This is a genomic window from Acinetobacter sp. YH12076 (genome assembly GCF_013419525.1).
GTDB classification, from domain to species: Bacteria; Pseudomonadota; Gammaproteobacteria; order Pseudomonadales; family Moraxellaceae; genus Acinetobacter; species Acinetobacter amyesii.
Window position 1 is genome coordinate 1 of record NZ_VOZY01000013.1, and the last position, 23,779, is coordinate 23,779.

Genomic DNA, 23,779 nt, shown 5'->3' on the forward strand with positions numbered 1-23,779 from the left:
AGAAGTGAAACCTCTTAGCGCTGATGGTAGTGTGGGGTTACCCATGTGAGAGTAAGTCATCGCCAGCTCATTATTCGAAACACCCCCTGACTAGTGCAGGGGGTGTTTTTTTATGTGCGGAGAAAAGATATAGTCTGAAATCATTCATAGAATAATTATAAACTCTTGATGTACAGAAAATTTTATCCGAACTACTTACTGTTAAATTTAGTCTTATCGCTGATTCTGATCGGTGTGGTCATGCATCCACAGCATTTGTTATTTAATTATTGGGTTGCAGGTTTGCATTGGTTTATAGGTATTGTGCTGATGCATATTTTTGATTATTCGATTGCCTATTTTTAAGCAGTTTTATATCAATCGAAATAAATTAAAATGTGGTAATTCAAACATCAAAATATAATCAGGCAGAACATAAAGCTGCGCGTGTGATGTCAGCATTGGTGGTCTTTGTAGTGGTTTGTTTGGTTTTATATGGATTGAATCTGACTCAATTTTATATCGAATATGCTTTTATCGCAGGGTTTTCTTCAGGGAATATGAGTGGTTACTATACTCCCTGAGACATTTATAGACTAAGCTTGATTGAGCTGTCGTCTTGCATGCTTTAATGCTGTTCTTAACCCTTCTTCTAACGTTGGATGATAGAAAGGCTTATCCAAAATTTCATGTATGCTTAGTTCTTCTGAAATCATCCAAGCTAGTAAAAGTGCTAAATGTTCAGCTTCTGCACAGAATAGCTCAGCTCCTAATAGTGTATGGTTAATTGTATCCACATATACTTCGGCAGCCCCTTTATTTTTAGCAGCAACAATCGCACGACCTTGTTTTTCGTAAGAAACGAAACCAATGACGAATTCTGTGTTTTTATCTTGTAGTTGCTTATAGCTTTGACCAATAGTTGCCATTTGTGGTGTAGAAAATAAGATGCCTAAAGGGGTTAGCGTCTTGATGGATTTAATTTGTGGAAAGTTTAAACAGTTTTGTACTGTAAATTTACCTTCATGAGCTGCTTCGTGTTGGATAGGGGTATTGGTATGTGCATCACCGACAATAAAAATAGGATAATCAGCTAGTTGCTTTGTATGCGGATTGATCGGTAAATTTTTAATATCTTTAAATTCTGCACTTATACGTTCTAAACCTAAGGTATTTAATAATGTACGTCTGCCAGTTGCAGCTAAAACATAGTTAACTTGTAGCGACTTTTGTACGTTTTCTTCAGTATAGGTTAAATGAACTAGATCGCCTTCAAGAGAGTAATGTTCAGGTAAAATTTCAAACTTTAGCTTTAATTCTTTACTTAACTCTTCCTGTGCGAGCTTTTGTAATATGGGGCTAGTCAATGAGCCAATTTTTCGACTACGTGCAAAAACAGTGGTGTTTACATTAAGCCGTGTTAAAGCCTGAGCCAATTCTAAAGCGATCACGCCACTTCCAATAACTGCGACAGATTTTGGTAGTTGTTCTAATTCAAATATCTGATCTGATGTAATTAATTTATCGCCTAATATTTGTTTTTGTTCTGTATCTATAGTAGGCGTTGTACCTACTGCAAGGATAAATGATTTTGCTTTAAATGTTTGGTTATTTACTTGAATGGTATTTGAATTAATAAATTCAGCTTTTCCTGAAATTTTATGTTGGCTTGGCCAACTTTCAACATCTTTTAAAGTGGCTCGTGTAAAACGATCACGTAAAGTTTGAACATGTTGCATGACGCTAGAGGTATCAATTTCACTTTTGACATCTAGCCCTAAATTATCAGCATTTCCAATTTCGTGCATACGGTTGGCAGTAGAGATGAGTATTTTACTTGGCATGCAACCGACCCGTGCACAGGTGGTGTCCCAAGGACCATCATTAATGATAAGAATATTCTGTGTTTTTTTGATTGCTTCTTTATAGGCTGAAATGCCTGCTGTTCCTGCACCGATAATGATGATGTCGTACATTTTTCTAAATTTCATTTTAAATAATTATAATTAAATATATAAAAAAACCCTCCATAAGGAAGGTTTTATTTCAAATACTTACATATTAATATTTAATGGATGTTGGTTGGCTCAAAGTTGTTGTAATAACGCCGTTATTATTCACTGATTGTCCTTCAAAAGTAATATTATTGAAAATATGTTTAAATTTGAGTACTGTGCCATTTAAAGAATTTTTAAATGTAAAAATATTAGTACCTTCTAAATAAATACTTCCAGAAAAATTTTGGGAATTTGAATTTGGAGTTTCATTTTCTATTCGACTACCAGAAATTGTTGAAATGCTTGGGATATCTAATACTTGCACGGAATTAGATTTAATTCGATAAGTAGCAAGAGTAGATGGATTCCCTGGCAATGAATTAATAGTGAAAGAAACTGATTCGACTTCAGGTGTATTTGGGTTGTCATTTGTTAGAACATCAAATGACGAGTTATTTTGTAATACAAACAGTTCCCCATCTGTTGATGTTGGGTCTTTATAGATGCTTAACGCACCCTTAGTTTCAGTGGTTTCGTCTTCATATGTTAATGTTACTTGATATTCACTATCTGTTTCATTCATTGAAACGATTCTTAACTGCTCTGTCTGACTTAAACCCCAACTTTGTTTATAAGGGTAGCCAAATACACCAGTAACCCAAATATCATTATATTTTTTATCAGTATTGCGATTATCAAAAATGATAATCATCGTTTTTCCAGTAAATGCATCAATTTGTTCTTGTGATAGTTTCATACCTGAAACTTCATCATCATTAACATCAAAGTCCCAGTTATTATATTTTTGAGGATTTACGCTATTTAGCGCAATTTTAATTTGTTCGTCACCAAAAAGGATATAACAACCTGTATTTGCATATGTACCTGAATCCATACATTTTTCACGATAAAAAAATGCCGTTTTATCTTTGTCGAATAATTTTTTTGCATCTAGAGCTATTTGTAATGGACCTTGCGCAAATGTATCCATTGAATGATCAATATAGCCTTTTGCTGTTGATGCATCGTTAGGATCATAATTACCGAATAAATATTGCCCTTCACGTTTTAGAATATCTAACTGTGCTTTTGCAATTTCAGTTGGGGTTGTTGTACCACCACTGTTATTGTTTTGATTAGAGGAATCTGTTCCTTCGTTATTAAAATATCCATCACTACCACCACCACCACAAGCTGTAAGTATAGCGGCTAAAGTAAGTACAAGTGTCCCTTGAACGAATTTCATGAAGTACCCCAAAATAGTTATTTATGTATAGAAAAAGTTATATTGCGTAAAGATACCACACATAAAAAATGGCGCAAATAGCGCCATCTTTATATTCGTCATTTTATAGTGTAGTCCCGACACTTACACCAACGGTTGGACGTACATTCATAGAATTACACCCTGTTAGCAACAACGTTGTAAATAAAACGGTAAACACGAATTTATTCATTGAGCAAACCTTGAGCCTTAGCTTGATTGAAAAGAGATGTCGAACGAGAACCGCTACGACAAATCATCAAAATGGGTTTAGGAAGCTCATTATAATATTTGGCAAATTCTTTCACGTCTGTTTGAGAAATTTTACCGCTTTGCACAGGTTGATACACAACACTCACATGAGACTTTTCAGCAATGCCTCGTAACTGTAAAACAGTCACTTCATTGCCCGCCTCATTATCTGGTCGGTTCACAATCACAGATTTAAATTTAAGGTGTTTGAGTAAACTTGAAAATTTATCTGTGGTCATTTGCCCAGAGACACTTAAATTTGCATTTAAGGGCTGACTGCTATTATCAGCAAATGTGGGTGCCGAAAAGATGCATGTTGCGATCAATAAAGCTTTTTGAATGAAAGCCTTAGTCATCCAAAAGATCCATCTGTTTTGCTAGTTGATATAGGTTATTTGAACGGTTACCTGTACGGCAGAACATTAGAACTGGCTTTGGCAATTCATTAAAATGATTAGCAAAGTTACGGACATCTAGCTCAGAAATTTGACCCGCAACAACCGGTTGATGAACATAGTCTAAACCAGCGCTACGTGCTGCTTCTTCAATTTGAGCACTGGTTGGTTGCTCCGGACCACCTTCCATGTCAGGGCGGTTATTGATAATCGATTTAAAGCCTTTTTCAACCACTTGCACTACATGTTCTGGGCCGATTTGACCTGCAAAACCAACATTTTCGCTCATTGAGTCACTCCATAATTTAATTCATAGATTTATGCTTTATGATAGCATTAAGCACAAACTTGAGCAGAATGTTCTTAAATTTTTATAAGCGATTACAACCATAAAATAACGCAATGGAGCGCGTATGCACGCCTATACAGTCGAACCACTGTATGTCAAAAGCGGACAAGATGTTATAGCTGCTGACTTTTATCGTCCAAAATCTGTTGAAAAACCTGCAGTAATTCTCATGGCACATGGTTTAGCGGCATTACGCCAATTTAAATTAGTGCAATATGCAAAGCGCTTTGTACAAGCGGGTTATGCTGTCGTATTGTTTGATTATCGCTATTGGGGTGGCAGTACGGGGCGTCCGCGAGAGTTAGTAAACCTTAAAGCTCAACTTGAAGATTGGCGGACCATGATCGATCATTTACAGCAGCGTAAATCGATTGATTCGAGACGCATTGTATTATGGGGAACATCGCTGAGTGGTGGCTATGTACTTAGTTTGGCGGCAGAGCTTAAAAATATTAAAGCAGTAATGGTACAAGTACCATTTGTCGACGGCGCTGAAAGTGCAAAATTGTATCCCCTACAGCAATTACCCAAAGCGTTAAAATTATCGAGTCAGGACTATATGGGGTCTAAAGTTGGGATGAGTCCAACGACTTTGCCTGTAGTCGATCCACATCGATTGTGCTTTTTACAGTCTGAAGATAGTTATGCGGGCTACTTATCGATTGTAAATCCTGATTTTTATTGGAGTGGCGAAATTCCGGCTCGGGCCTTTTTTAAGTTAATCCGTTATCGTCCAATTTTGGATGTCCGGAAAATTAGCATACCAGTACTTTTTATTGCAGCCAAAGAAGATAGTTTGATTCCCATCGAATCAAGCCGAGAAACTGCGACAAATATTGCACCATATGTGCAATATTATGAGTGGGAAATGCAACATTTTGATATTTATCATGGGCAATGGTTTGAAAAAGCCATGGCAACCCAATTAGAATTTTTACATCAACATGTTGGAGTCAGCTAAATGATCGTTGTGTGTCCTGAATGTGGTGCAAAAAACCGTGTACCTGAAGAAAAACTCGAAGTTGGACCTGCATGTGGTCAATGTCATCAAGCATTGATTCCATTGGCTCCCATCGAGTTGAATGAAAAGAACTTTGCAAATTTTATTAGCAATAGTGATTTACCTGTGCTGATTGATTTATGGGCTGAATGGTGTGGCCCATGTAAGATGATGGCGCCACACTTTGCACAAGTTGCAAAATCAAATCCGAAGGTGGTTTTTGCCAAAATTGATACTGAAGCAAACCCTCGATTGAGCGGTGCATTTAATGTTCGCAGTATTCCTACACTGGTTTTGATGAATAAAACCAACGAAATTGCTAGAATAAGCGGTGCAATGCGTGCTGGTGAGTTACAACAATGGCTCAACCAGCAGTTAAATCTACCTCAATAAATGTCAGCGCCAGGAGCTAAAGTGTCAGAAACTCATGTAAAACCTGAAGGAACGCTTTCCCTACAAACCATCGCGATGCCTGCAGACACCAACTGGAGTGGTGATGTTTTCGGTGGTTGGATCGTGTCACAAATGGACTTGGCCGGTGCAATTCACGCAGAGCGTTTCAGTCAAGGACGCTGTGCAACGATTTCAATTAACCAAATGACCTTCCTCGTTCCAGTGAAAGTCGGAGATGTCATCAGTGTATATACCAAAATTTTAAAAGTGGGTAATACCTCTATCCAAATGCAGATTGAAGTTTGGGATAGTCATGACAGCTCACGAGATCCTATTCGCGTAACCGAAGGTGTGTTTACATTTGTCGCTGTGGATGTGAAAGGTGCTAAGCGTCAAATTCCTGCGGATGCAAAAGCTAAATTTGCTGCAGATCAAGCTTAATTAAAGTTAGACGCAATAAAAAAGCCGCTCAATCGAGTGGCTTTTTTATGAATAGTGACTGAGAAATTAGAACATTGTATTTGAATTGGCACTGGTTTCAGGAATGCTCTGTTGCACATCCCAATGTTCGACGATCTTGCCATTTTCAACACGGAAGATATCAATAATGGCTTCTCCTCGGTCTTGATTATTTTGCATAGAGTGCACATGTAAATAGACCAAATCACCTTCGGCAGCAGCACGTTTGATCTGGTTTTTTGCTTCAGGATTTTGTTTAAAATACTGGGTGAAATAATCGACAAAAGGCGCTTTGCCATCAGGTACATGCGGATTATGTTGAATATATTGATTGCCAATATATCGGTCAGCATATGTCTTAACCTGATGTTTAAGAAAGACACCTTCATAAAAATCAATCACGATTTTCTTATTTTCCGCCGCTTGGCTGGTTTGAATATTGCTATCAGCCGCTTGATTTGGAGTCGTTGGCGTTGCAGGAATATTACTTTGACATGCAGTTAAAAAAACCGCCATGCCGATGAATGAAAGGGGAATGATTTTTTTCATAAAGTGCTCAATATATTTGTGTCGTGCAAGCATATTGAGCGGAATTAGGGCGTATAAATAGTAAAAAACAGTCTTGATTTTGCTGAAATTTGGTAAAACTTACACTTACCTAAAAGTAAGTTTTATTTACATTTATTTATTTTTCAGAGCGGATTTTGCCACCCAAGCCCAAAGCATTTCGCATTGAATCGGTGCTTCACCAGTTTCGTCGGTGACTAAGACCTGTACTAAGGTTTCACCTTTTTCTGTGCTTTGCATTTGTTGTTGCTGTTCGGGTGTAAGCGTTGCGATGGCTTTCATCCCACCTTGGGTTGGACGTTTAAAATCAACTTTGAAGCTTTTAATCAGGACAATGGCGCTATCAGGGACGTTCATTGCTGTGACAAAACCTGTGGCTGTTTCTGCGATCAGTGCCATGGCACAGGCATGTACTTGCCCGATATGGTTTTGCATCGCCTTATGATTGGCGATGCTCACCTCAACACGCTCAGGGCTGACATGTTGATATTGGATCTTAGCTGTTCCAACCATGGGCACGACACGACCAAAAGCTCGACTGAGCAAACGACTTTGAATACCTTTGGGTAATTTAGAGCTTGCTTTGACCAGTTTATTTAGACGATTTGGACGTGCCATATTGACCTCAATGGCAGTTGTGCTGCCTTAATCTTTAAAGTTGTTAAATTGAAGCGGCACACCAAACTGTTGCTCTTTTAAGAACGCCATCACTTGTTGCAAAGTGTCACGTTTCTTGTCAGTCACACGAATTTTGTCGCCTTGAATAGAAGATTGCACTTTAATGCCGCTTTCTTTAATGGCTTTATTGATTTTTTTTGCAGTATCAGAGTCAAGACCGTCTTTTAGTTTGATCACTTGAATAACGTTTTTACCAGAAGCTGTCATTTTTTGTGGATCGAGTGCTTGAATGTCTACTTTACGTTTGAAGAAATGATTTTCGAGCATGGTATACACTTGCTCACATTGGAAATCGCTTTCTGTTGAGATTTTGATTTCCTTATTTTTCTCATTTAACTCAATTGAAACGTCTTGACCACGGAAGTCAAAACGCGTCGCTATTTCTTTTTGCGTGTTTTGAACTGCATGATTTACTTCAAAAACTTCTAATTCGGAAACAATATCAAAAGAAGGCATAGATTAGACCTTTACAAAGGGAAAGAATATCTGAGATGCTAGGGATGTTTTCTTCATTTGCCAAGTGTTGTTTACATCAAAAGGAGTGTGCAATGATCCGTAAACAAGAAATTACAACATTTGAGTTCCCAGAAGACTCGATTATCTGGGATGTTCGCGATGCAAGTGCTTATGCTGAAGCACATCTGAAAGGTGCGGTTAACCGACCGATCAACGCATTGTCATCAGATGCACTGACTCAGGTGTCAACGGATCAACCCATTTACATTTTATGTGGTGGCGGAAGTAAAGCTCCACGTGCAGCAGAGTTACTAGAGGGTTTTGACAGCTCACGTGAATATGTAATCTTAATGGGCGGCACGCGTGCTGCTCGTGATGCCGGTCTTCCTTTGGAACAAGGGAAATGAGATCGAATCAAAAAAAGCGCCGAAAGGCGCTTTTTTATTGCAGGTTATTTTTTTGAGGTGGAGATGACGGCATCTGACCCTGAAAATAAGGCTTCTTAGTTTTTTGTTTGGCTTTGGCGCGTCGTATAAAACGTGCTGCATGAATTTTATCGAGTAGCTGTGTTGGAATAGGGCAGGCTTCTTTTAAGACCAGCGCGGCAATGATTTCACTACAGAGCGGGGCATACAGGAAACCTTTAGAACCGAGTCCACTACAGCTATAAATTTGCTGATCTTCATGGACTGCACCAATTACTGGGAAAAAGTCTTTTGTCTGTGCGCGAATTGCGGCACGTCCTTGCCATTGCTCAATCGGTGCTAAGGTTTTTGCAAAGTCAGGGAACACACTGTGGATAAGTTCATAGTTATGCACATGATCTTCTGTGAGAACGTCGGTGTCATCACGGCCGGGATAAAATGACGCGCCCATAATCATCTGTTCGGCATCCAGTTGCATACAATAGCCCCCATAACTATAGGCTGTATGCATATCCATTTGTTGAGCGGGGTTGTTCAACCAACTGACTTGTCCACGAATGGCACGCAGCTCTGGATAATCTGTTTGTAGCCGCATACTGTCACGTGCCGCACAGAGAATGACATGCTCGGCAGATGGAAGCTGCTGATCCATTGTAAATAGCGCAACGCCATTTTGTTGTTGCTCAATGCGTTGAATATCTGCTTGTAACAATTCAATGTGTGGATGCGCCAAGATTTGGTCACGAAGCTGATGTGGACTGACTGCGCCTGCTTGTTTGAGGAGCAAGGTTGGATATGTTGAGGCTAATTGATTTAGCGTGCCTTCTTCAGCAGCTAATACCTCTGAAGGATAAGCTTGAGCTAAATCTAGGTGTTCTGCTTTATTTTTTAAAATAGATTGGTGAATCTGTAAGGGACGAAATGCCTTGAAGTTTTGATAATGCTTGAGCGCATATAACCAACTCAAGGTCATCAAATGTTCAGCACTTTGTTCAATTGGACAGAGTTTAGGGTTGAGTAGGGCAAGAGGATTACCCGATCCACCGCTGAGTGGTGCTGATTTCTCGTAAATACGCACTTGATGCCCACGTTGAGCAAATGCCCAAGCACAGCTTAAACCGGCGATGCCAGCGCCAATAATCGCGATTTGACGGGGCTTATGACCTACAGGGATTTCAGGATTTTTTTTTTCGTCTAAGGTGGGTATGTCAGCAACTACGGATTGATCATCTAACTTTTCAGGTGCGAGCCAAAAAGCTTTGAGCATTTCACGCTTATGCGCAAAGCCACGTGGTCGTGTAATGGTAATACCATGCTCACGTAGGCCGCGTTTCAGTACACCTGCCACACTAAATGAGGCGAAGGTCGTCCCAATGTCCGATAGACGCACGATATTTTTGAGTACGTTTTCTTCCCACATGTCAGGATTACAGGCGGGTGCAAAACCGTCCAAGAACCATGCATTGACCGTAGCAGTTTTTGCCATGACCGGAAAAACGTCATGTGCATCGCCTAACCAAAGATCAATTGAAAAACGTTCTTCTGGAAAATTGAGTCGATGACATCCCGCAATAGGTTCAGGATATTGCGCAATCAGTTGCTGTGCCAAAGGTTGTAATTCAGGCCATGCATTTAATGCACGAATGAGGTCTGCTTTAGATAAAGGGAATTTTTCTACAGAAATGGCATGCAGATGACTGTGATTATCTGGACGAACCTGTTGCCATAATTGCCACAGGGCCAAAATATTTAAGCCTGTACCAAAACCTGTTTCGCCGACACTGAAATATTCAAAATCAGTCAGTGCCGCGAGGCGAGTGTCGAGGTCATTCCCTTTTAAAAACACATGACGTGTTTCGAGCAGGCCGTTATCCTTCGAAAAATACACATCACCAAACTGTTTAGACACTGGAATATCAATGCCATCGATCATTTGCCAATCGAGATCGGCAGTCTGAATTGCACCTGACAAAACTCAAGCAACCTATAAATTGAAGTAGAAAAACGAATTACCATTGACGACGACGTTTGGTATAGACGTAACTGGCCAATAAGAAACCTAAAATCACGCCAACACCTAGTGTGGTCCCACCATATAAAAACATCTGCGCACTACGTTCACTTTGTAGCACTTGTACTTGTACGCCCAAGCTATCATTTTTAAGTTGTAATTCTTGGTTTTGCGCCAAGGCTTCAAGGTTAGCTTTTTCTAGCTGTTGTAAGCGTACAGATTGGTCTTTGACCATTGCTTTGACTTTGGCATCTTGTAGCGCTTTATTTTTTGCCAATTGCTCAATGGTCAATGGATTTGCATCTTGAGGTTGACCATTAGGATTGACGGTTGCCGCCACTTTAATGATGCCCGGTTTATTGGCAGGAATGGTATGCGGCACAGGATTGGGAGGAGGTGTTGCAGTCGTTGCTTGAGCAGCAGGGGCTACAGCAGGTGCAGGAGCCGATTCTTCAGCCCATGCAGTTGAACAAATTAAAGATAAGCCCAGTAAACTAGAAACAACGACGCGCATGAACCTTATCCTTTAGGAAATGCTTTGTTAAATGGTTTGACATCAATTTGGCCATAAACCCCTTCTTTGAGGAAAGGTTCATCTGCCAACCATTGGTCTAGGGCTTCACGACTATCAAAATCGACAATGATCGTACTGCCGTAAAAACCAGCTTGCGGGTTTGCCGGATCTTTAGGCATGGCACCTGCAACAATCAGACGACCTTCATCATTGAGTTTTTGTAGACGTTCAAGATGTTGAGGGCGAACTGCAAGGCGCTTTTCTACTGTACCTTCATTATCTGTACAGCTTACGACGAATAATGGCATGACTTTTCCTGATTTTTGACCGAATGGATTATTCTGAGGTCTTAAAGTATTTACGTAATACAATAAACTGAATAATGATAAAGGAAAACATCACGATCATGTCACCAAAAGCAGTGAATTCACCCCAATATTTTCCGTCTGCAAACAAATAAGCGAAAAAGGTGTGTAAACATGACATCACCACGAACATTGCAGCCCATGCATAGTTCAATCGTTTCCAACCGACAGCGGTTAAATTTAAGACTGGACCAAATAAACGTTCGATGAGTGGTTTCTTATCTTTACTAAATAGTGGAGAAAGTAAAAACGCCCCAGCAAACACTAAGTTCAGTAAAACGGCTTTTAAACGAATATAAAAATCATCACTTAACATCAGGGTAATACCACCAAAAATCACGGTCATGAACAACACAATCCATTGTTGTTTATCTAGACGGAATTTTTGCATGACAAACAATGCACCATAAACCACAAGCATGGAAATGATGAGACCTGATGTTGCCACAAGAATGTTATTGTTATCGACACCCCCAGCAGAACCAATCAATTGTAATAATGGGTGCTGCGTATCTTTTGGATCTACAGTTTTATATAAATAAAAGAAAATAATGAGTGGCACAAAGTCTAAAAGTGCTTTCATGTTAGAGTATCTAAATCTGATCAAATAAATGACATAGTATAGAGATGCAAGGCGTAGATTTACATACACACAGTAATATTTCTGATGGTACTTTGTCACCAGAGGCTTTGGTGCAGGCCGCAAGTGCTATTGGAATTCATACGCTGGCTTTGACTGATCACGATACAATGGACGGATTGTTGGCTGCAGAGCAAGTCGCTCATGAATTAAAGCTGCAATTAATCTCTGGCGTGGAGATTTCTAGCCAGTGGTCGAGACCTGCGACCAAAAAAAGTTATGGTGTGCATATCGTCGCTTTAAATATGCAAAATCCTGCGCCCTTACAAGCCTTATTGATGGATCAAAAGCGTATTCGAGCGGAACGTGCTCGGCAGATTTGTGACTTACTGATACCGTTAATCGGTCAAGATATTTATAGCGATGTGATTGCCAAGGTCGACCATATTCCAGATCGGGTAACACGTACCCATATTGCCAAAACTTTGGTGGAAAAGGGTGTGGTTGCGCGTCCACAACAAGCTTTTGATAAATATATTAAAGAAGGCAAAAAAGCCTTTGTAAAATTTGAAGGTCCGAGTCTTGCTGAAACCATTGAGGTGATTCATGCCAGTGGTGGCTTTGCAGTGTTGGCGCATCCGACGCGTTATGATTTATCTGCGACCAATATTCGTTATTTGATTGAAATCTTTGCTGAAGCGGGCGGTGATGCAGTGGAATTACCACCGGCAATTGAGCCATTATCGACTCGTCAAATGGTAGATCGTATGATTGCTGCCTTTAACTTAAAAGTTTCTGTTGGCAGTGATTTTCATGGTGACAATATGCCGTGGATTAAACTCGGCAATATTCCTCGAGTGAAAGAGGGGCAAGTTGGAATCTGGGAGAGCTTTGTTTAAATCCTTACGTGATGATTGCTCTCACTTACATATTTTCGATGTACAAAAAAGTGTACGGCAAGGCTATGTAAGCGAGGGTCTATACGCATTGATTAATTAAAGTAAATTATGATCTTTGGCTTGAATCGGTGGTGGGGTGGGTTTTCCTAAAGTTCCAAGAAGTTCAATTTCAATAGTACGCACCATCGAGTCCAATGGAAGGTCATTACTTTGTGTACCGAAGGGTTCTTCTATCTCTGAACTTAGTGCATCTAAGCCTAAAAAGGTATAGGCCAAAATCCCGACCAAAAGGGGAGTCGCTAGACCTAAAGTAGACCCCAAGCTAAAGGGTAAGACAAAACAGAAAAAATAAACGGTTCGATTCAGCAAGACCGAATAAGCAAACGGTAATGGCGTGGTGGCAATACGGTCACAGCCGGTTTGTACGGTACTGAGCTCCATCACATGCTGATTCATCTGGGTATAAATAATATCTGAAATCTCACCATCTTTGAGCGCTTGCATTAGCTCCCATTGAATCAAACTCAACGTGTACTGCGGTGCATTGGCCTGTTGGTATAACTGGGTGATGGCATTCGCACTCATGCCGCTGGTTTCAACCAGTTCAGTGGGATTGGCGGTTTGATGGCGGAGTCGGTCACGTAAAACGTTGGCAAAGACGATTACATGTTGAATCACACGTTCACGACGGCCTTGACTGAGTAAACGGCAGTCACGGTCAAAATGGCGTGCATTGGCAATCAAAATGCCCCATAAACGCCGAGCTTCCCACCAACGGTCATAGCAGGCTGAGTTTTTAAAGCCTAAGAAAATCGACAACACAACACCGATCAGGGTAAAGCCGACCAAAGGAAATTCGGTAAAATGGAAGATATCGACATAGGATAAGCCGCCCACAATGGCAGACAGCAACATAACGATCCCGAGCGGCGGTAAAACCTTAGGTAAAATCGTTCCTCGCCAAGAAAATAGCAGTTTAAAAATACTCGGTTGGTCACGGACGATCATGTTCGAATGATAATTTCTAGTTTTAAAAAATTATGATGATCTTCGGGTTTGCTCAAGCACTTGTCAATAACTGTTTCATGCAGATGAGTGTGCTTGGAGCAAGCCATGTTCAGCAAAGGAAAAACTCCCTTCTGTTGAGATAATACAATGATCGATCAGTCGAATTTCCACCAGCTGACAAGCCTGCTGAATGAGTCGAGTCAATTCAAGATCGGCAGCAGAAGGTTCTGCACGACCGAAAGGATGATTATGTGCAATGACAATACTGCTGGCGTGTTCAGAAATGGCATAACGCAGCAGTTGATTGATGGAAATTTCACAGGTATTGAGGCTGCCATAAAAAAGTTTTTTAAAGTTTATTTTTCTTAAATGCGCATCTAGACAGAGCACGCCAAAGACTTCTTGACGTTCCGCTAAAAATTCAAAGCGAAGAAAATTTTGTAATTGTTCAGAGTGTTGCAAGTGCAAGGCTTCATTTTGAAAATGTTGACTCACATAGCGTTTACCGAGTTCTTTTACCGCCATGAGCTGCGCATATTTACTGTTTCCGATGCCATGAAACTGGCGTAAATCCTCAAGTGACGCATCCATCAGCGCTTGCAACTGACCAAAATGTTGAATCAAGAGTCGTGCGAGTTCGACAGCAGAGTGCTGCTGGGAACCAGAGCGTAGGAAAATAGCCAGTAGCTCAGCATCGGATAAACTTTGTGCGCCTTGATGAATCAGGCGCTCACGTGGGCGCTCTTGTTCAGGCCAATTTTTAATTGAATTATTCATTATTCTTAGACTTTTTTATTATCAGTCAATCGGCTTTTTCACAGCAGATTGTTGGGTCAGTGCATATTTAATGCTATTGTGAGCGCCACTGCAACAGATAGGTAGCCTGTTCGTGAGCTTTGATTTAAGTGTAATGCCCACAAAAAATATTCTTTTAGGTGTCACTGGTGGTATCGCAGCCTATAAAAGTGCCATTCTTGTCCGTCGGTTAAAAGATGCCGGATTTGATGTGCGCGTGGTGATGACTCAAGGTGCGCAAGCCTTTGTGACCCCGCTAACGTTTCAGGCGCTTTCAGGCAACCCTGTGCATACCGAATTACTCAATCCCGAAGCAGAAGCGGGTATGGGGCATATTGAATTGGCGCGTTGGGCTGATTTGGTATTGGTTGCTCCTGCTAGTTGCGACACGCTGGCAAAATTTGCGGTGGGTTTAGCAGATGACCTTCTTTCGACACTTTATCTTGCGACTAAAGCACCAGTCTGGGTTGCCCCTGCGATGAATCAGCAAATGTGGGCAGCCAAAGCGACACAGCGTAATTTAAATACACTGGTTGAAGATGGCGTACATGTGATCATGCCCGATGCTGGTTCTCAAGCCTGTGGTGATGTGGGCTTAGGGCGTATGCCTGAGCCAGAAGATTTAGCGGATCAAGTGACGGCCTATTTTCATCAAGCACAGCGAGCTATTGCTGAAAAATTTGGCATGCTTGCAGGCAAACATGTGGCGATTACAGCCGGTCCAACACGTGAGTCGATAGATCCTGTACGTTATATTTCCAACCACAGTACAGGTAAAATGGGGTTTGCACTGGCAGCGGCTTGTTATGCAGCTGGGGCTAAAGTAACGCTGATCGCTGGACCCGTCAGTTTAGATACACCAAATGGTGTACGACGGATTAATGTGCAGTCTGCAATTAAAATGTTAGACACCAGTCTGCAAATGTTAGATGAAGGCTGTGATATTTTTATTGCAACAGCGGCTGTTGCTGATTATCGCGTGGCAGAAGTTGCAGAGCATAAAATCAAAAAAGCTGGCGATGAACTCAATGTGGCTTTAATTAAAAATCCAGATATCGTTGCAACAATTGCGCAGCAGTCAAAACGTCCATTTATGGTGGGATTTGCCGCTGAGACACGCAATGTCGAAGAGTATGCTGCAGGCAAACTTGTGGCAAAAAAACTCGATATGATTGCGTGCAATGATGTTTCACGTAAAGACATTGGTTTTGCTTCAGATGAAAATGCCATGACCGTGTTCTTCGCCGATCAATATCAAATGGAAAAGCGTGATTTAGAGAAAGCGTCAAAACAAGAAATTGCACAGCAATTGGTGGAAGCCATACATGATGCGCTACATCATGAGCCTGAAACGGACGATGAATAATTTCAGTTGATGCCTTAAAAATCCCCGCAATGTTCGGGGATTTTTTTATGGCGCATTTAAGATGTTTTATTTCAGGATTTATATTGAATAAATCACAATAGGATCGATTTCATATTGAAAATATGAAGGCTAGGAAACCACTACCAAAATGGTCATTTTCAACAAAAATATGTCAGCAAAAGACCAAAGCTGTCAGTGTTTTAAAACAGCAAAAATGCAATTTAAGTGATTGATATCAAAATTAAATATAAAATTGAGAAATCTTGATAATTTGGCTTGTACTGTGTGTTTTATTGGCTATTATGAAGCAAACAATGAGGAATGTTTGGATCGCAATCTGTGAACGGTCTGACTTTTTCATCAAGAATAAATGCATCATGGGGGATGCAATATGTTTCGATGGCTCACCATTTTTTTACTGTTGAGTTTGGCTGGTTGTAGCTATTTTGTCTCGACAGATGAATTATCTCGGCAGATTGAGCAGCAGATGCAACACGAGTTTGATCAGAATCCAGATTATCGGCAGTACCATTTACGGATTCAAAATATAAAAGTATTAGAGCGTAAGGGATTAAGCTTTAAGGCTCAGGCGACGTTGCAATACGATGGTCAGCCTTATACTGTTTTGGTCGATATTTACAAAGACCTGCAAGGCTATGCATGGAAAATAGATGAAGAACAATTTGCCTTCATTGACGAAGCTGAAATTGCAAAGTATCAGGCGCAGTTAGATCAAGAGTTGAATCATTTGGTTGAGGAATTGGAACAACCAACCGAGGAGGTTGAACCTGTTACATCGGCGCCTGAGAGCTATGTGGGTTTACGTGAGGAAGAAGATCCATCCGATTATCAATGGACCGATGATGATGAGCCTTTTCCCAAAGGGAACATTACGATCAATAGTCATTGAGCGATGATTGTGATTGCTTTGATGATTTTGCTGAGTTGTGACGATGTTGCCAAACACGTATTTTGTGAGGCGTGAAAATAAAAAAGCCCGCAAAATAGCGGGCTTTTACTTTATAGGATTAATCTTCTAAAACGACTTTAGGATGATCACGTAAATAGTCTTCTGTACGTTGCATTGCATACTTAATATTTTGGATGGCATTTTCCACATCGGCAAAGGTTTTGGCATTACCTCCACTTAAAGCCTGACGCCATTTTCGAGCACCCGGTAGGTTTTGGAATAAACCTAAAATATGACGGGTAATGATAGAAAGCGGTGCACCTTCTTCCATGCGTTTCGCAATATATGGCAGCATCTGATCAATAATATCGAAACGGTTGGGTAATTCGAGATCCCAAAGCTGACCGATCTCAGCCAATAAATACGGGTTGTGATAAGCCTCACGGCCAATCATCACGCCATCAACATGTTGTAAATGTTGCTGCGTTTCAGCAAAGGTTTTCACCCCGCCATTAATTTCGATCAATAAATTTGGACGTTCTTGTTTCAGACGATAAACATCTTCATAACGTAAAGGTGGCACATCACGGTTTTCTTTTGGCGACAACCCTTGCAGCAGGGCAATACGCGCATGCACGATAAAATTGTCACAGCCAGTCTTTGCCACGGTATCGACAAAATGTAGCATTTCTTCATAAGACTGCATGTCATCAATCCCGATGCGGTGTTTCACGGTCACTGGAATATCAACAGCATTTCGCATTTCAGCAATACATTCTGCAACCAAATCAGGCTCTGCCATCAAGCATGCGCCAATTTTATTGTTCTGAACGCGGTCACTCGGACAGCCGACATTGAGGTTTACTTCATCATAGCCCCAGTCCTGTGCCATCTTGGTACAGGTCGCTAAATCTTTGGGATTTGAACCACCAAGCTGTAACACAATCGGGTGTTCTTCGTTGTTATAGTCCAAATGACGATTCGCACCGCCAAATAATATCGCACCTGTGGTGACCATCTCGGTGTAGAGAATCACATTAGGGTTAAACAAGCGTGCAAAGAAACGATAGTCACGAGTCGTCCAATCCATCATTGGCGCAACACTAATTCGTGGTTGAAGTTTATTTTCAATGGGTTGGAGATCAGTCATTAAAAAAACACGCCTTAAAAGAACAAGATGGAAGAACGAAATGGAAAATGGTGAAGAAATACCAAAAGCTGTCTGAAATACGATGAAAAAAACCGCATTTCAAGACGCGCGCAATATTAGCATAAATTGTGGTTTGGGGCATGGTCTTGCTAGCGTGACATATTCAAGGTCAGGCTAGAAAAAGTCGGAAGTGTGGCTTAAGTAATTTAAATTTTTATGTGATTAATCTATAATTTTATAAACTTTATTGTATGGTTTCTCAGCAGATTTAACTGCCTGCCTTTATGTCTTTATTTTCCCAATATCTATTGCAACGCCAGTTTTGTATCTCGTTTGAATATCTAACGACGCAAAAAACGCATCTGGTCCCAACGACATTTGCAGGCTTTCCTGTGTGCATGACATTGGCTGACCGAGTACAAAGTGACACGGATATTGCTCCTTTAGAAGCAATGCAAGACTACCCTCAAAGCATTGAAAAAATTCTGCATTATTCGGGGAAAGGTCGAGATATCTCAGATTTTCAAACTTTTCTGAAAGATGCTCAGCAGCACGGGGTAGAGAATTTACTTTTGCTCAGTGGTGATAAACTCAAGCAGCATCAGGATGGGGCAAATGATCCGACTCTACGGAGCCGTTATTTAGAGTCGGTCAATCAAGTCATGGCAGCCAAAGACTATGGCGGGTTTTATTTAGGGGTAGCATTTAATCCTTTTAAATATGCAGAAGCAGAAAAGGATGCGCAGTATTTTAAACTGAATAAAAAAATTCAAGCTGGCGCTGACTATGTGATTACACAGTTGGGCTTTGACATGGATGTGTTGAGCAGTTACCAACGCTATATGCAGCAATATTATCCACGTGTGCCTGTATTGGCTTGTGTCATGCCGCTGACATTTGCCCGTGCCCGCTTTATGGCCAAGCAAAAAGTCGCAGGCATCGTGCTTTCAGCAGATGTATTAAATTTTTTGCAACAAGAACAGCAAACTGACGCCATACAAGCTGAACAAAATGTCTATGCACGCTGCGCTTTACAAATTTTAATGTGTCAGCATTTGGGCTATGCAGGGGTTCATTTATCAGCTTGCCATAAAGTGGAAGAGCAAGAGAAGTTGCAAAAAGCAATTTTGCAATTTGCCACATTAACGTTTGAACAGTGTTTAGCAAAATGGAAAATGCTTTGGCGCTCTAGTGTAGATGTGAACTTCCACCCGACGGGCGCAAATAACCATAAAGCTCCAGTTGAACAAGTTTTGAAATATAAAAGTATGCATGTCATGCATGAGTTATTTTTTAGTTCAAAACTGGCCAAAGGGGTGGGATCTTATATTTTTGCGGCCAAATTATGGCAAAAACCGAAAGCTGATGCAGCCTTGCTGAAAACAGAATTTATCAGTAAACATGGCATCGTGGGCTGTGAAAGTTGCGGACAATGTCGTTTAGGTGAAACCTTGTATATTTGCCCAGAAACCTGCCCCAAAGGATTAGCCAATGGACCCTGTGGTGGCTCCAACCTTGACCGCTGTGAGTTTGAAGACCGTGAGTGTATACACTCGGTCAAAGCGCGGTTGGCGAAAGCCGTGGGTCAAGAAAAAATGCTGAAGCAAGAGCTCATCCCTACCGTTGCAATTGAAACTCGCCATAGTAGCTCTTGGAAAAACTGGTTTGTTCCACCGAATTCGTCACCAACAAAACAATAATTAACTTAAAGCATTATTCAGTCTGAAACCTTCATAAATGTGAATCTTTCAAGCGCTAATCATTCTAAAAATCAGACGAATAGTCGTATAAAAAAATGAAAAAGATGAAAGAAACAATTAAGATCAACAGCAGATGAAAATCAAAAATCAAAAATTAAAAATAGAAATTTGAAGAATTTGGGGAATACCACATGATGAAAAAGACCTGCTTAGGAATAGCTTTAGTTTTCACATTGTCAGGCACAACAGGCTGTTCAGTTGTCATGGCAAGTAAGCAGCCAAACAAGAAAAATACCGAAATGATTCAACAAGGGCTGTCTCGTAAATTGGTGATTGCTGAATTTGGCGCACCGATCACCTCTGAATATAAAAATGGCAAACGCCATGAAATTTATACCTTTACCCAAGGTTATTCGACTGCCAGTAAAGTGGGGCGTGCGTTTTGGCATGGTGCGGCAGATGTGGCGACTGTGGGTTTATGGGAGCTTTTCGGAACACCTGCCGAATCCGTTTTTAATGGAAAGAAAATGTCTTATGAATTGATTTTTGATGAAAATGGTCTTTTAGAACGTTATACCTATCTCACACAAGATGAGACCAAATAGTTGAATACAGAGATATTTTGATTGCATGCCGGTAAACAATTGCGCTAAGTTCAAATGGTAGAAAAATAAACGAATTATCCATTGGAATTTAGCAGGCATGATGCTACTTGAAGAAATATTTAAAAGTAAAAAGTCGGAACATACCGACCAATTTAATTTACGCATTCATCGAGGTTTAAGTTGGCTGAAAAAGTCAATTGATCTTCAAGATGATCTCGATTTGCAATTTATAAGTTTGTGGGTGTCCTTCAACGCAATATATGCGCAAGACTTACAGATTGCGCAGGACAAGCAAAGCTTAAGGCAGTTTTTATATGTGATCTGCCAAAAGGATGCAGAGCATAAAATCTACAATATTTTATGGGAACGTTTTAGTCAGCCGATACGGTTGTTTTTGGATAATCCCTATGTTTATCAGGGATTTTGGGATTATCAAAATCAAAAAATTAGCCATGACGCATGCAAAGAGGGCTTGGCGCATGAAAAACAAAAAGTACTGCACGCGCTTAAAGAAAAAGATTCCGTTGATATTTTAATGGTGCTGTTCAATCGCATGTATACGCTACGCAATCAAATGGTTCATGGCGGCGCGACCTATAAAAGTTCGGTCAATCGGAAACAGCTTCAAGACGGCTGCACAATACTGTTGGCACTCTTACCGGTGTTTATGGTGATTCTTTTGGAAAATGCAGAAACCTTGGATTTAGGCAAACCCTTTTATCCTGTGGTGCAGGTCAGTTAATTTGTAAAAATAAAGCCACTTATTGTGGCTTTATTGCGGTGATGAATACTTCTCATTGTGGATATTTTAGTTGCCGCGAAGTATAGAGTTGATCGATCAATACAAAAAAACCAGAAGCAATCACTAAGGCAATCCCTGTCATGCAGGTGGTGGTCCAGCCGCCATGATGCCATGCAAATACGCCCAAAGCTGAACCACATGCACCACCGACAAAATAAAAAGTCATGTAAATTGAATTGATTCGAGAGCGTGCAATCGGGTTGAGTTGGAAAATAATATTTTGATTACAGCTATGCACCATTGCCAAACCTAGATTGATTAAACCATAGCCCAAAATATAAAAAGCTATAGATGATCCACCCAAATACAGCAGTCCCCAACTGAGGGCCAAGATGCTGCAACCGAGCCAAGTTAATTTTCGGTTGAAACCCAAATCCGCCCAACGCCCAATCCACTGTGTCGATAGGGCACCAAATACACCAACTAAAGTCACAACACCGACCCAAACATCGGCCAATTGAAAAGGTGGCTCAGTCAGTAACATGGCAATGGTGGAAAACAGCATACTCATCGCGGCAAAGACACAGCCTCCAATTAGAGAACGGAAAATTAACCGTGGCTCATGTTTGAGTAATGCGCCCATTGACTGGAAAACTTGGCTATAGGGCATCCGTGTGATGCTGACCACGGGCAGACGTTTTTTGAGTAAGAGTGCTAATACCAACATCAAGAGCGCACTGAGGATGTAAATCGATTTCCAATGAAACAGATAGGACAATAAGCCAGAGAGACTGGTCGATAACAGAATGCCGACCAATAACCCACTCATTAAAAAGCCAACAACTGCCCCAATTTTTTCAGGTCGTATCGCAACAGTGACCAAAGGGATAAGAACCTGAGCAGCCACTGAAAATAGCCCCGTGATAATGGTTCCTGCCCAAAGCATGTATAGATTGGTCGAAAAAGCACAGAGGGCTAAACCGACAGTCGCACCAAGCATGAGTAATGGAATAAATTTGGCTTTATTCACAATATCGCCAATCGGCACAATAAACAGTAGACCCAAAGCATAAGAAATTTGCGCAAAGGTGACGGTTAGCGCAACTTCAGATTGTGGAATTTGAAAGCTCTGTTGGATAGAAGCCACTAAAGGTTGGCAATAATAATTGGCACCCGCACATAAACCACATGCAGCAGCCATAAGCCACAACAGGGTTTTATCATGGCTAATGTCGATCGAGGCTTTCATAAATTGTCCAGATATTGGGCGGAAGCGTATGCAAAGAATTTGCTGCCACGCTGTTGTGGTCACTATAAGGAAAATCAAACAGGTCTTAAAGTGTTTCTCTGTGAATTGTATCCACGCACGCGTTTAGGATTTCTTACTGAGACTGATCATCAAGACACCCAGCATATTCAGACCGCAACCGACCCATTGCCATAGGTTTAAGTGTTCATTCAATAAAGCGACGGCCAGTAAAATCGTTAAAATGGGCCCGATAGATGCAATCATGGCCGATTGTGCAGCCCCAAGTCGGACGATACTTTGCATCATCAAAATGGTTGGAAGCACGGTTACCAATAGTCCTAGCGCTAAACCATACAGCCAGACTTGACTCGGGAGTTGTTGGAGCAAGGCGATAGGCTGTGGTGTTGCAAATAGAAAATGAATAATCGTCCCAACGCAGGCTATGCTCAGGGCTAGACCAGTAAAGTGTAAAGAACCAAACTTTTGCATGAGGCCTGGTGTGAGTAATAAGTAAATTGCAAATAACACGGCACTGGCAAAAACCAAACTACATCCGAGCCAAAAATACTGATCATGTGGTGTGGTACTTTGTTCTTGTAGCATCACTAACACTGTCCCGCCATAACTTAAAATCAGGGCAAGGATGGTTTTAAAACTCAGTGGCTTTTTGAATAAAACAGCGGAAGCCAGTACAGTTAATGTGGGGTACAGAAAAAGAATAATTCGTTCAAGCGAAGCACTGATATACATCAAGCCACGGAAGTCGAGCCAACTCGAAAAGTAATAGCCGATTAAACCGGAAATGAGCAAGAGCACCCAATCTTTTCGTTGAATCGTTTGATAGGAACATCGACTTAGCCATGCAATGACCAAGAAAAACGGCAATGCACTCATCATGCGTAAAGCCATGAGGACTGTAGCATCGACAAGAGGAGAAAGTGCATAGGCTTGCTTAATAAAAATCGCTTTGGTACTAAACAAGAAGGCAGCAATCAGCGCAAAAATTGCACCGATGATGTGCGGACTAAGGTTTCTTGACATAAGTTAAGGTGTGCCTCATGACGACTGAACGAATTCGACAGCATTGTTCCGATAAATTTGAACTGTCATTTTGATTATAAAAAATGCATCGTGTGAGTAAAAATGCAAAAAAAGAATAGTACTTATTCCTTTATGCATAAGGGATTGCTAGATCAAACAGGAAAAACAGCGGAAGAAATGACCAATTTGGTGTTGAATTTTTTAATATCAACATGACTCGGCAGGTCAAATATATCAGGCTGAAACATTTAAGGTGAAAATTGCACACAAATGGTGCAATAGTGTTTTTTAGGGATAGAAACTCAGTAGCGATATCATGATGCTAAATATTCAAAAAATTATTTTTTTAACTAAAAAAGTCAATTCTAAGACTTAAGGCGAAGCATCAGGTGGGGAGAGCAAGATCTCAATAAACCCGAAATGTGCGCAAAAATCCATCGGATATTCAAGCTGACCGATTTGACGAGACTGTGGCAGAAAAAAGTCAGTTTTCAATGCAGGTCAGCACGTCAAAACTGTCAAATGAGTCAACGAGCTGATGCAGTCTGCATGAAAGAGTGGCTTTACCTGACTTAAGTCGATTTTTCACGACACGTTCAGGTCATTAGTTGTCGAATGAAAATGTCACAA

Annotated in this window: 27 protein-coding genes; 11 read left to right on the top strand and 16 right to left on the bottom strand. The window is 40.8% G+C overall.

Features of this window, described 5'->3' with window-relative positions; all coding sequences use genetic code 11:
• The first annotated feature begins 168 nt into the window (after window positions 1-168).
• The gene (locus FTU22_RS16375; RefSeq protein WP_257223001.1) at window positions 169-345 is read left to right on the top strand and encodes a hypothetical protein; all 177 of its coding nucleotides are present in this window, start codon (window positions 169-171) and stop codon (window positions 343-345) included.
• A 230-nt stretch (window positions 346-575) separates the two neighbouring features.
• Here the strand turns inward: FTU22_RS16375 and FTU22_RS12930 are convergent, their stop codons facing one another.
• The 4 genes from FTU22_RS12930 to FTU22_RS12945 form a co-directional block, all read right to left on the bottom strand.
• On the bottom strand, window positions 576-1,955 hold the full coding sequence (locus FTU22_RS12930) for a dihydrolipoyl dehydrogenase (RefSeq protein WP_180094829.1): 1,380 nt from the start codon (window positions 1,953-1,955) through the stop codon (window positions 576-578).
• An 85-nt stretch (window positions 1,956-2,040) separates the two neighbouring features.
• Window positions 2,041-3,222 (bottom strand): hypothetical protein, encoded by a 1,182-nt coding sequence (locus tag FTU22_RS12935; protein WP_180094830.1) that lies wholly within the window; start codon window positions 3,220-3,222, stop codon window positions 2,041-2,043.
• 203 nt (window positions 3,223-3,425) lie between these two features.
• Window positions 3,426-3,848, bottom strand: coding sequence for a beta-lactamase hydrolase domain-containing protein (locus FTU22_RS12940; protein WP_180094832.1), 423 nt, complete (start codon window positions 3,846-3,848; stop codon window positions 3,426-3,428).
• A complete protein-coding gene (locus tag FTU22_RS12945; protein WP_180094834.1) occupies window positions 3,841-4,176 on the bottom strand; it encodes a TIGR01244 family sulfur transferase in 336 nt (111 codons plus the stop codon). Before FTU22_RS12945 ends, FTU22_RS12940 begins: the two co-directional genes overlap by 8 nt.
• Window positions 4,177-4,300: 124 nt before the next feature.
• On the opposite strand from FTU22_RS12945, the gene FTU22_RS12950 reads away from it, so the two are divergent.
• From FTU22_RS12950 to FTU22_RS12960, 3 genes are read left to right on the top strand one after another with little or no spacing between them, the layout of a single operon-like run.
• Entirely contained in the window at window positions 4,301-5,197 is an 897-nt protein-coding gene (locus FTU22_RS12950) for an alpha/beta hydrolase (protein ID WP_078191320.1), read from the top strand.
• The gene (gene trxC / locus FTU22_RS12955; RefSeq protein ID WP_078191319.1) at window positions 5,198-5,629 is read left to right on the top strand and encodes a thioredoxin TrxC; all 432 of its coding nucleotides are present in this window, start codon (window positions 5,198-5,200) and stop codon (window positions 5,627-5,629) included.
• 21 nt (window positions 5,630-5,650) lie between these two features.
• On the top strand, window positions 5,651-6,070 hold the full coding sequence (locus FTU22_RS12960) for an acyl-CoA thioesterase (protein WP_078191328.1): 420 nt from the start codon (window positions 5,651-5,653) through the stop codon (window positions 6,068-6,070).
• Window positions 6,071-6,136: 66 nt separating this feature from the next.
• On the opposite strand, the gene FTU22_RS12965 is transcribed toward FTU22_RS12960, so the two are convergent.
• The 3 genes from FTU22_RS12965 to FTU22_RS12975 form a co-directional block, all read right to left on the bottom strand.
• Window positions 6,137-6,637, bottom strand: coding sequence for an ester cyclase (locus FTU22_RS12965; RefSeq protein ID WP_180094836.1), 501 nt, complete (start codon window positions 6,635-6,637; stop codon window positions 6,137-6,139).
• Between the two features lie 132 nt (window positions 6,638-6,769).
• Window positions 6,770-7,273: a DUF4442 domain-containing protein gene (locus FTU22_RS12970; RefSeq protein WP_180094838.1), complete on the bottom strand. Its 504-nt coding sequence runs from the start codon at window positions 7,271-7,273 to the stop codon at window positions 6,770-6,772.
• Between the two features lie 27 nt (window positions 7,274-7,300).
• Window positions 7,301-7,789 (bottom strand): YajQ family cyclic di-GMP-binding protein, encoded by a 489-nt coding sequence (locus FTU22_RS12975; RefSeq protein WP_078194203.1) that lies wholly within the window; start codon window positions 7,787-7,789, stop codon window positions 7,301-7,303.
• 92 nt (window positions 7,790-7,881) lie between these two features.
• Between FTU22_RS12975 and FTU22_RS12980 the strand changes: the two genes are divergently transcribed.
• Complete coding sequence (locus FTU22_RS12980; protein WP_180024581.1) at window positions 7,882-8,196, top strand: rhodanese-like domain-containing protein; 315 nt, start codon at window positions 7,882-7,884, stop codon at window positions 8,194-8,196.
• A gap of 34 nt (window positions 8,197-8,230) precedes the next feature.
• Here the strand turns inward: FTU22_RS12980 and mnmC are convergent, their stop codons facing one another.
• The 4 genes from mnmC to FTU22_RS13000 are packed head-to-tail and all read right to left on the bottom strand — an operon-like array spanning window position 8,231 to window position 11,687.
• Entirely contained in the window at window positions 8,231-10,186 is a 1,956-nt protein-coding gene (gene mnmC / locus FTU22_RS12985) for an FAD-dependent 5-carboxymethylaminomethyl-2-thiouridine(34) oxidoreductase MnmC (RefSeq protein WP_180094840.1), read from the bottom strand.
• A 37-nt stretch (window positions 10,187-10,223) separates the two neighbouring features.
• Window positions 10,224-10,739, bottom strand: coding sequence for a hypothetical protein (locus FTU22_RS12990; RefSeq protein ID WP_180024579.1), 516 nt, complete (start codon window positions 10,737-10,739; stop codon window positions 10,224-10,226).
• A 5-nt stretch (window positions 10,740-10,744) separates the two neighbouring features.
• Window positions 10,745-11,047, bottom strand: coding sequence for a YciI family protein (locus FTU22_RS12995; RefSeq protein ID WP_180094842.1), 303 nt, complete (start codon window positions 11,045-11,047; stop codon window positions 10,745-10,747).
• Window positions 11,048-11,075: 28 nt separating this feature from the next.
• On the bottom strand, window positions 11,076-11,687 hold the full coding sequence (locus FTU22_RS13000) for an inner membrane-spanning protein YciB (RefSeq protein WP_078191311.1): 612 nt from the start codon (window positions 11,685-11,687) through the stop codon (window positions 11,076-11,078).
• 44 nt (window positions 11,688-11,731) lie between these two features.
• On the opposite strand from FTU22_RS13000, the gene FTU22_RS13005 reads away from it, so the two are divergent.
• Window positions 11,732-12,583 (top strand): PHP domain-containing protein, encoded by an 852-nt coding sequence (locus tag FTU22_RS13005; protein WP_180094844.1) that lies wholly within the window; start codon window positions 11,732-11,734, stop codon window positions 12,581-12,583.
• A gap of 96 nt (window positions 12,584-12,679) precedes the next feature.
• On the opposite strand, the gene FTU22_RS13010 is transcribed toward FTU22_RS13005, so the two are convergent.
• Window positions 12,680-13,591 carry a bestrophin family protein gene (locus FTU22_RS13010; protein WP_078191309.1) on the bottom strand — a complete coding sequence of 304 codons (912 nt, stop codon included), beginning with the start codon at window positions 13,589-13,591 and terminating at the stop codon, window positions 12,680-12,682.
• Window positions 13,592-13,666: 75 nt separating this feature from the next.
• The gene (radC, locus tag FTU22_RS13015) at window positions 13,667-14,368 is read right to left on the bottom strand and encodes a DNA repair protein RadC (protein ID WP_180008987.1); all 702 of its coding nucleotides are present in this window, start codon (window positions 14,366-14,368) and stop codon (window positions 13,667-13,669) included.
• Between the two features lie 112 nt (window positions 14,369-14,480).
• Here radC and coaBC point away from each other — a divergent pair, with 112 nt between their 5' ends.
• Together coaBC and FTU22_RS13025 are read left to right on the top strand one after the other, a co-directional pair.
• Complete coding sequence (gene coaBC, locus FTU22_RS13020; RefSeq protein WP_180059448.1) at window positions 14,481-15,752, top strand: bifunctional phosphopantothenoylcysteine decarboxylase/phosphopantothenate--cysteine ligase CoaBC; 1,272 nt, start codon at window positions 14,481-14,483, stop codon at window positions 15,750-15,752.
• A 391-nt stretch (window positions 15,753-16,143) separates the two neighbouring features.
• Complete coding sequence (locus tag FTU22_RS13025) at window positions 16,144-16,662, top strand: Asp-tRNA(Asn)/Glu-tRNA(Gln) amidotransferase subunit GatC (RefSeq protein WP_180065618.1); 519 nt, start codon at window positions 16,144-16,146, stop codon at window positions 16,660-16,662.
• A gap of 118 nt (window positions 16,663-16,780) precedes the next feature.
• Here the strand turns inward: FTU22_RS13025 and dusA are convergent, their stop codons facing one another.
• The gene (dusA, locus tag FTU22_RS13030) at window positions 16,781-17,812 is read right to left on the bottom strand and encodes a tRNA dihydrouridine(20/20a) synthase DusA (RefSeq protein ID WP_180094846.1); all 1,032 of its coding nucleotides are present in this window, start codon (window positions 17,810-17,812) and stop codon (window positions 16,781-16,783) included.
• 284 nt (window positions 17,813-18,096) lie between these two features.
• Between dusA and FTU22_RS13035 the strand changes: the two genes are divergently transcribed.
• The 3 genes from FTU22_RS13035 to FTU22_RS13045 all read left to right on the top strand — a co-directional run bounded on the left by FTU22_RS13035 (window position 18,097) and on the right by FTU22_RS13045 (window position 20,859).
• A complete protein-coding gene (locus tag FTU22_RS13035) occupies window positions 18,097-19,512 on the top strand; it encodes a methylenetetrahydrofolate reductase C-terminal domain-containing protein (protein ID WP_180094848.1) in 1,416 nt (471 codons plus the stop codon).
• Between the two features lie 194 nt (window positions 19,513-19,706).
• Window positions 19,707-20,117: a hypothetical protein gene (locus tag FTU22_RS13040; RefSeq protein WP_180094943.1), complete on the top strand. Its 411-nt coding sequence runs from the start codon at window positions 19,707-19,709 to the stop codon at window positions 20,115-20,117.
• A 97-nt stretch (window positions 20,118-20,214) separates the two neighbouring features.
• Entirely contained in the window at window positions 20,215-20,859 is a 645-nt protein-coding gene (locus tag FTU22_RS13045; RefSeq protein WP_180022580.1) for a HEPN domain-containing protein, read from the top strand.
• Window positions 20,860-20,911: 52 nt separating this feature from the next.
• On the opposite strand, the gene FTU22_RS13050 is transcribed toward FTU22_RS13045, so the two are convergent.
• Both FTU22_RS13050 and FTU22_RS13055 read right to left on the bottom strand, forming a co-directional pair.
• A complete protein-coding gene (locus tag FTU22_RS13050; RefSeq protein WP_180008993.1) occupies window positions 20,912-22,108 on the bottom strand; it encodes an MFS transporter in 1,197 nt (398 codons plus the stop codon).
• 123 nt (window positions 22,109-22,231) lie between these two features.
• On the bottom strand, window positions 22,232-23,149 hold the full coding sequence (locus FTU22_RS13055; protein WP_180094850.1) for a DMT family transporter: 918 nt from the start codon (window positions 23,147-23,149) through the stop codon (window positions 22,232-22,234).
• Window positions 23,150-23,779: the final 630 nt, after the last annotated feature.

Bases quoted from the DNA above. Each gene is read 5' to 3' on its own strand.
- FTU22_RS16375 (WP_257223001.1), top strand. From the start codon at position 169: ATGTACAGAAAATTTTATCCGAACTACTTACTGTTAAATTTAGTCTTA.
- FTU22_RS12930 (WP_180094829.1), bottom strand. From the start codon at position 1,955: ATGTACGACATCATCATTATCGGTGCAGGAACAGCAGGCATTTCAGCC.
- FTU22_RS12935 (WP_180094830.1), bottom strand. From the start codon at position 3,222: ATGAAATTCGTTCAAGGGACACTTGTACTTACTTTAGCCGCTATACTT.
- FTU22_RS12940 (WP_180094832.1), bottom strand. From the start codon at position 3,848: ATGACTAAGGCTTTCATTCAAAAAGCTTTATTGATCGCAACATGCATC.
- FTU22_RS12945 (WP_180094834.1), bottom strand. From the start codon at position 4,176: ATGAGCGAAAATGTTGGTTTTGCAGGTCAAATCGGCCCAGAACATGTA.
- FTU22_RS12950 (WP_078191320.1), top strand. From the start codon at position 4,301: ATGCACGCCTATACAGTCGAACCACTGTATGTCAAAAGCGGACAAGAT.
- trxC (WP_078191319.1), top strand. From the start codon at position 5,198: ATGATCGTTGTGTGTCCTGAATGTGGTGCAAAAAACCGTGTACCTGAA.
- FTU22_RS12965 (WP_180094836.1), bottom strand. From the start codon at position 6,637: ATGAAAAAAATCATTCCCCTTTCATTCATCGGCATGGCGGTTTTTTTA.
- FTU22_RS12970 (WP_180094838.1), bottom strand. From the start codon at position 7,273: ATGGCACGTCCAAATCGTCTAAATAAACTGGTCAAAGCAAGCTCTAAA.
- FTU22_RS12975 (WP_078194203.1), bottom strand. From the start codon at position 7,789: ATGCCTTCTTTTGATATTGTTTCCGAATTAGAAGTTTTTGAAGTAAAT.
- FTU22_RS12980 (WP_180024581.1), top strand. From the start codon at position 7,882: ATGATCCGTAAACAAGAAATTACAACATTTGAGTTCCCAGAAGACTCG.
- FTU22_RS12990 (WP_180024579.1), bottom strand. From the start codon at position 10,739: ATGCGCGTCGTTGTTTCTAGTTTACTGGGCTTATCTTTAATTTGTTCA.
- FTU22_RS12995 (WP_180094842.1), bottom strand. From the start codon at position 11,047: ATGCCATTATTCGTCGTAAGCTGTACAGATAATGAAGGTACAGTAGAA.
- FTU22_RS13000 (WP_078191311.1), bottom strand. From the start codon at position 11,687: ATGAAAGCACTTTTAGACTTTGTGCCACTCATTATTTTCTTTTATTTA.
- FTU22_RS13005 (WP_180094844.1), top strand. From the start codon at position 11,732: ATGCAAGGCGTAGATTTACATACACACAGTAATATTTCTGATGGTACT.
- FTU22_RS13010 (WP_078191309.1), bottom strand. From the start codon at position 13,591: ATGATCGTCCGTGACCAACCGAGTATTTTTAAACTGCTATTTTCTTGG.
- radC (WP_180008987.1), bottom strand. From the start codon at position 14,368: ATGAATAATTCAATTAAAAATTGGCCTGAACAAGAGCGCCCACGTGAG.
- FTU22_RS13025 (WP_180065618.1), top strand. From the start codon at position 16,144: ATGTTTCGATGGCTCACCATTTTTTTACTGTTGAGTTTGGCTGGTTGT.
- dusA (WP_180094846.1), bottom strand. From the start codon at position 17,812: ATGACTGATCTCCAACCCATTGAAAATAAACTTCAACCACGAATTAGT.
- FTU22_RS13035 (WP_180094848.1), top strand. From the start codon at position 18,097: ATGTCTTTATTTTCCCAATATCTATTGCAACGCCAGTTTTGTATCTCG.
- FTU22_RS13040 (WP_180094943.1), top strand. From the start codon at position 19,707: ATGAAAAAGACCTGCTTAGGAATAGCTTTAGTTTTCACATTGTCAGGC.
- FTU22_RS13045 (WP_180022580.1), top strand. From the start codon at position 20,215: ATGATGCTACTTGAAGAAATATTTAAAAGTAAAAAGTCGGAACATACC.
- FTU22_RS13050 (WP_180008993.1), bottom strand. From the start codon at position 22,108: ATGAAAGCCTCGATCGACATTAGCCATGATAAAACCCTGTTGTGGCTT.
- FTU22_RS13055 (WP_180094850.1), bottom strand. From the start codon at position 23,149: ATGTCAAGAAACCTTAGTCCGCACATCATCGGTGCAATTTTTGCGCTG.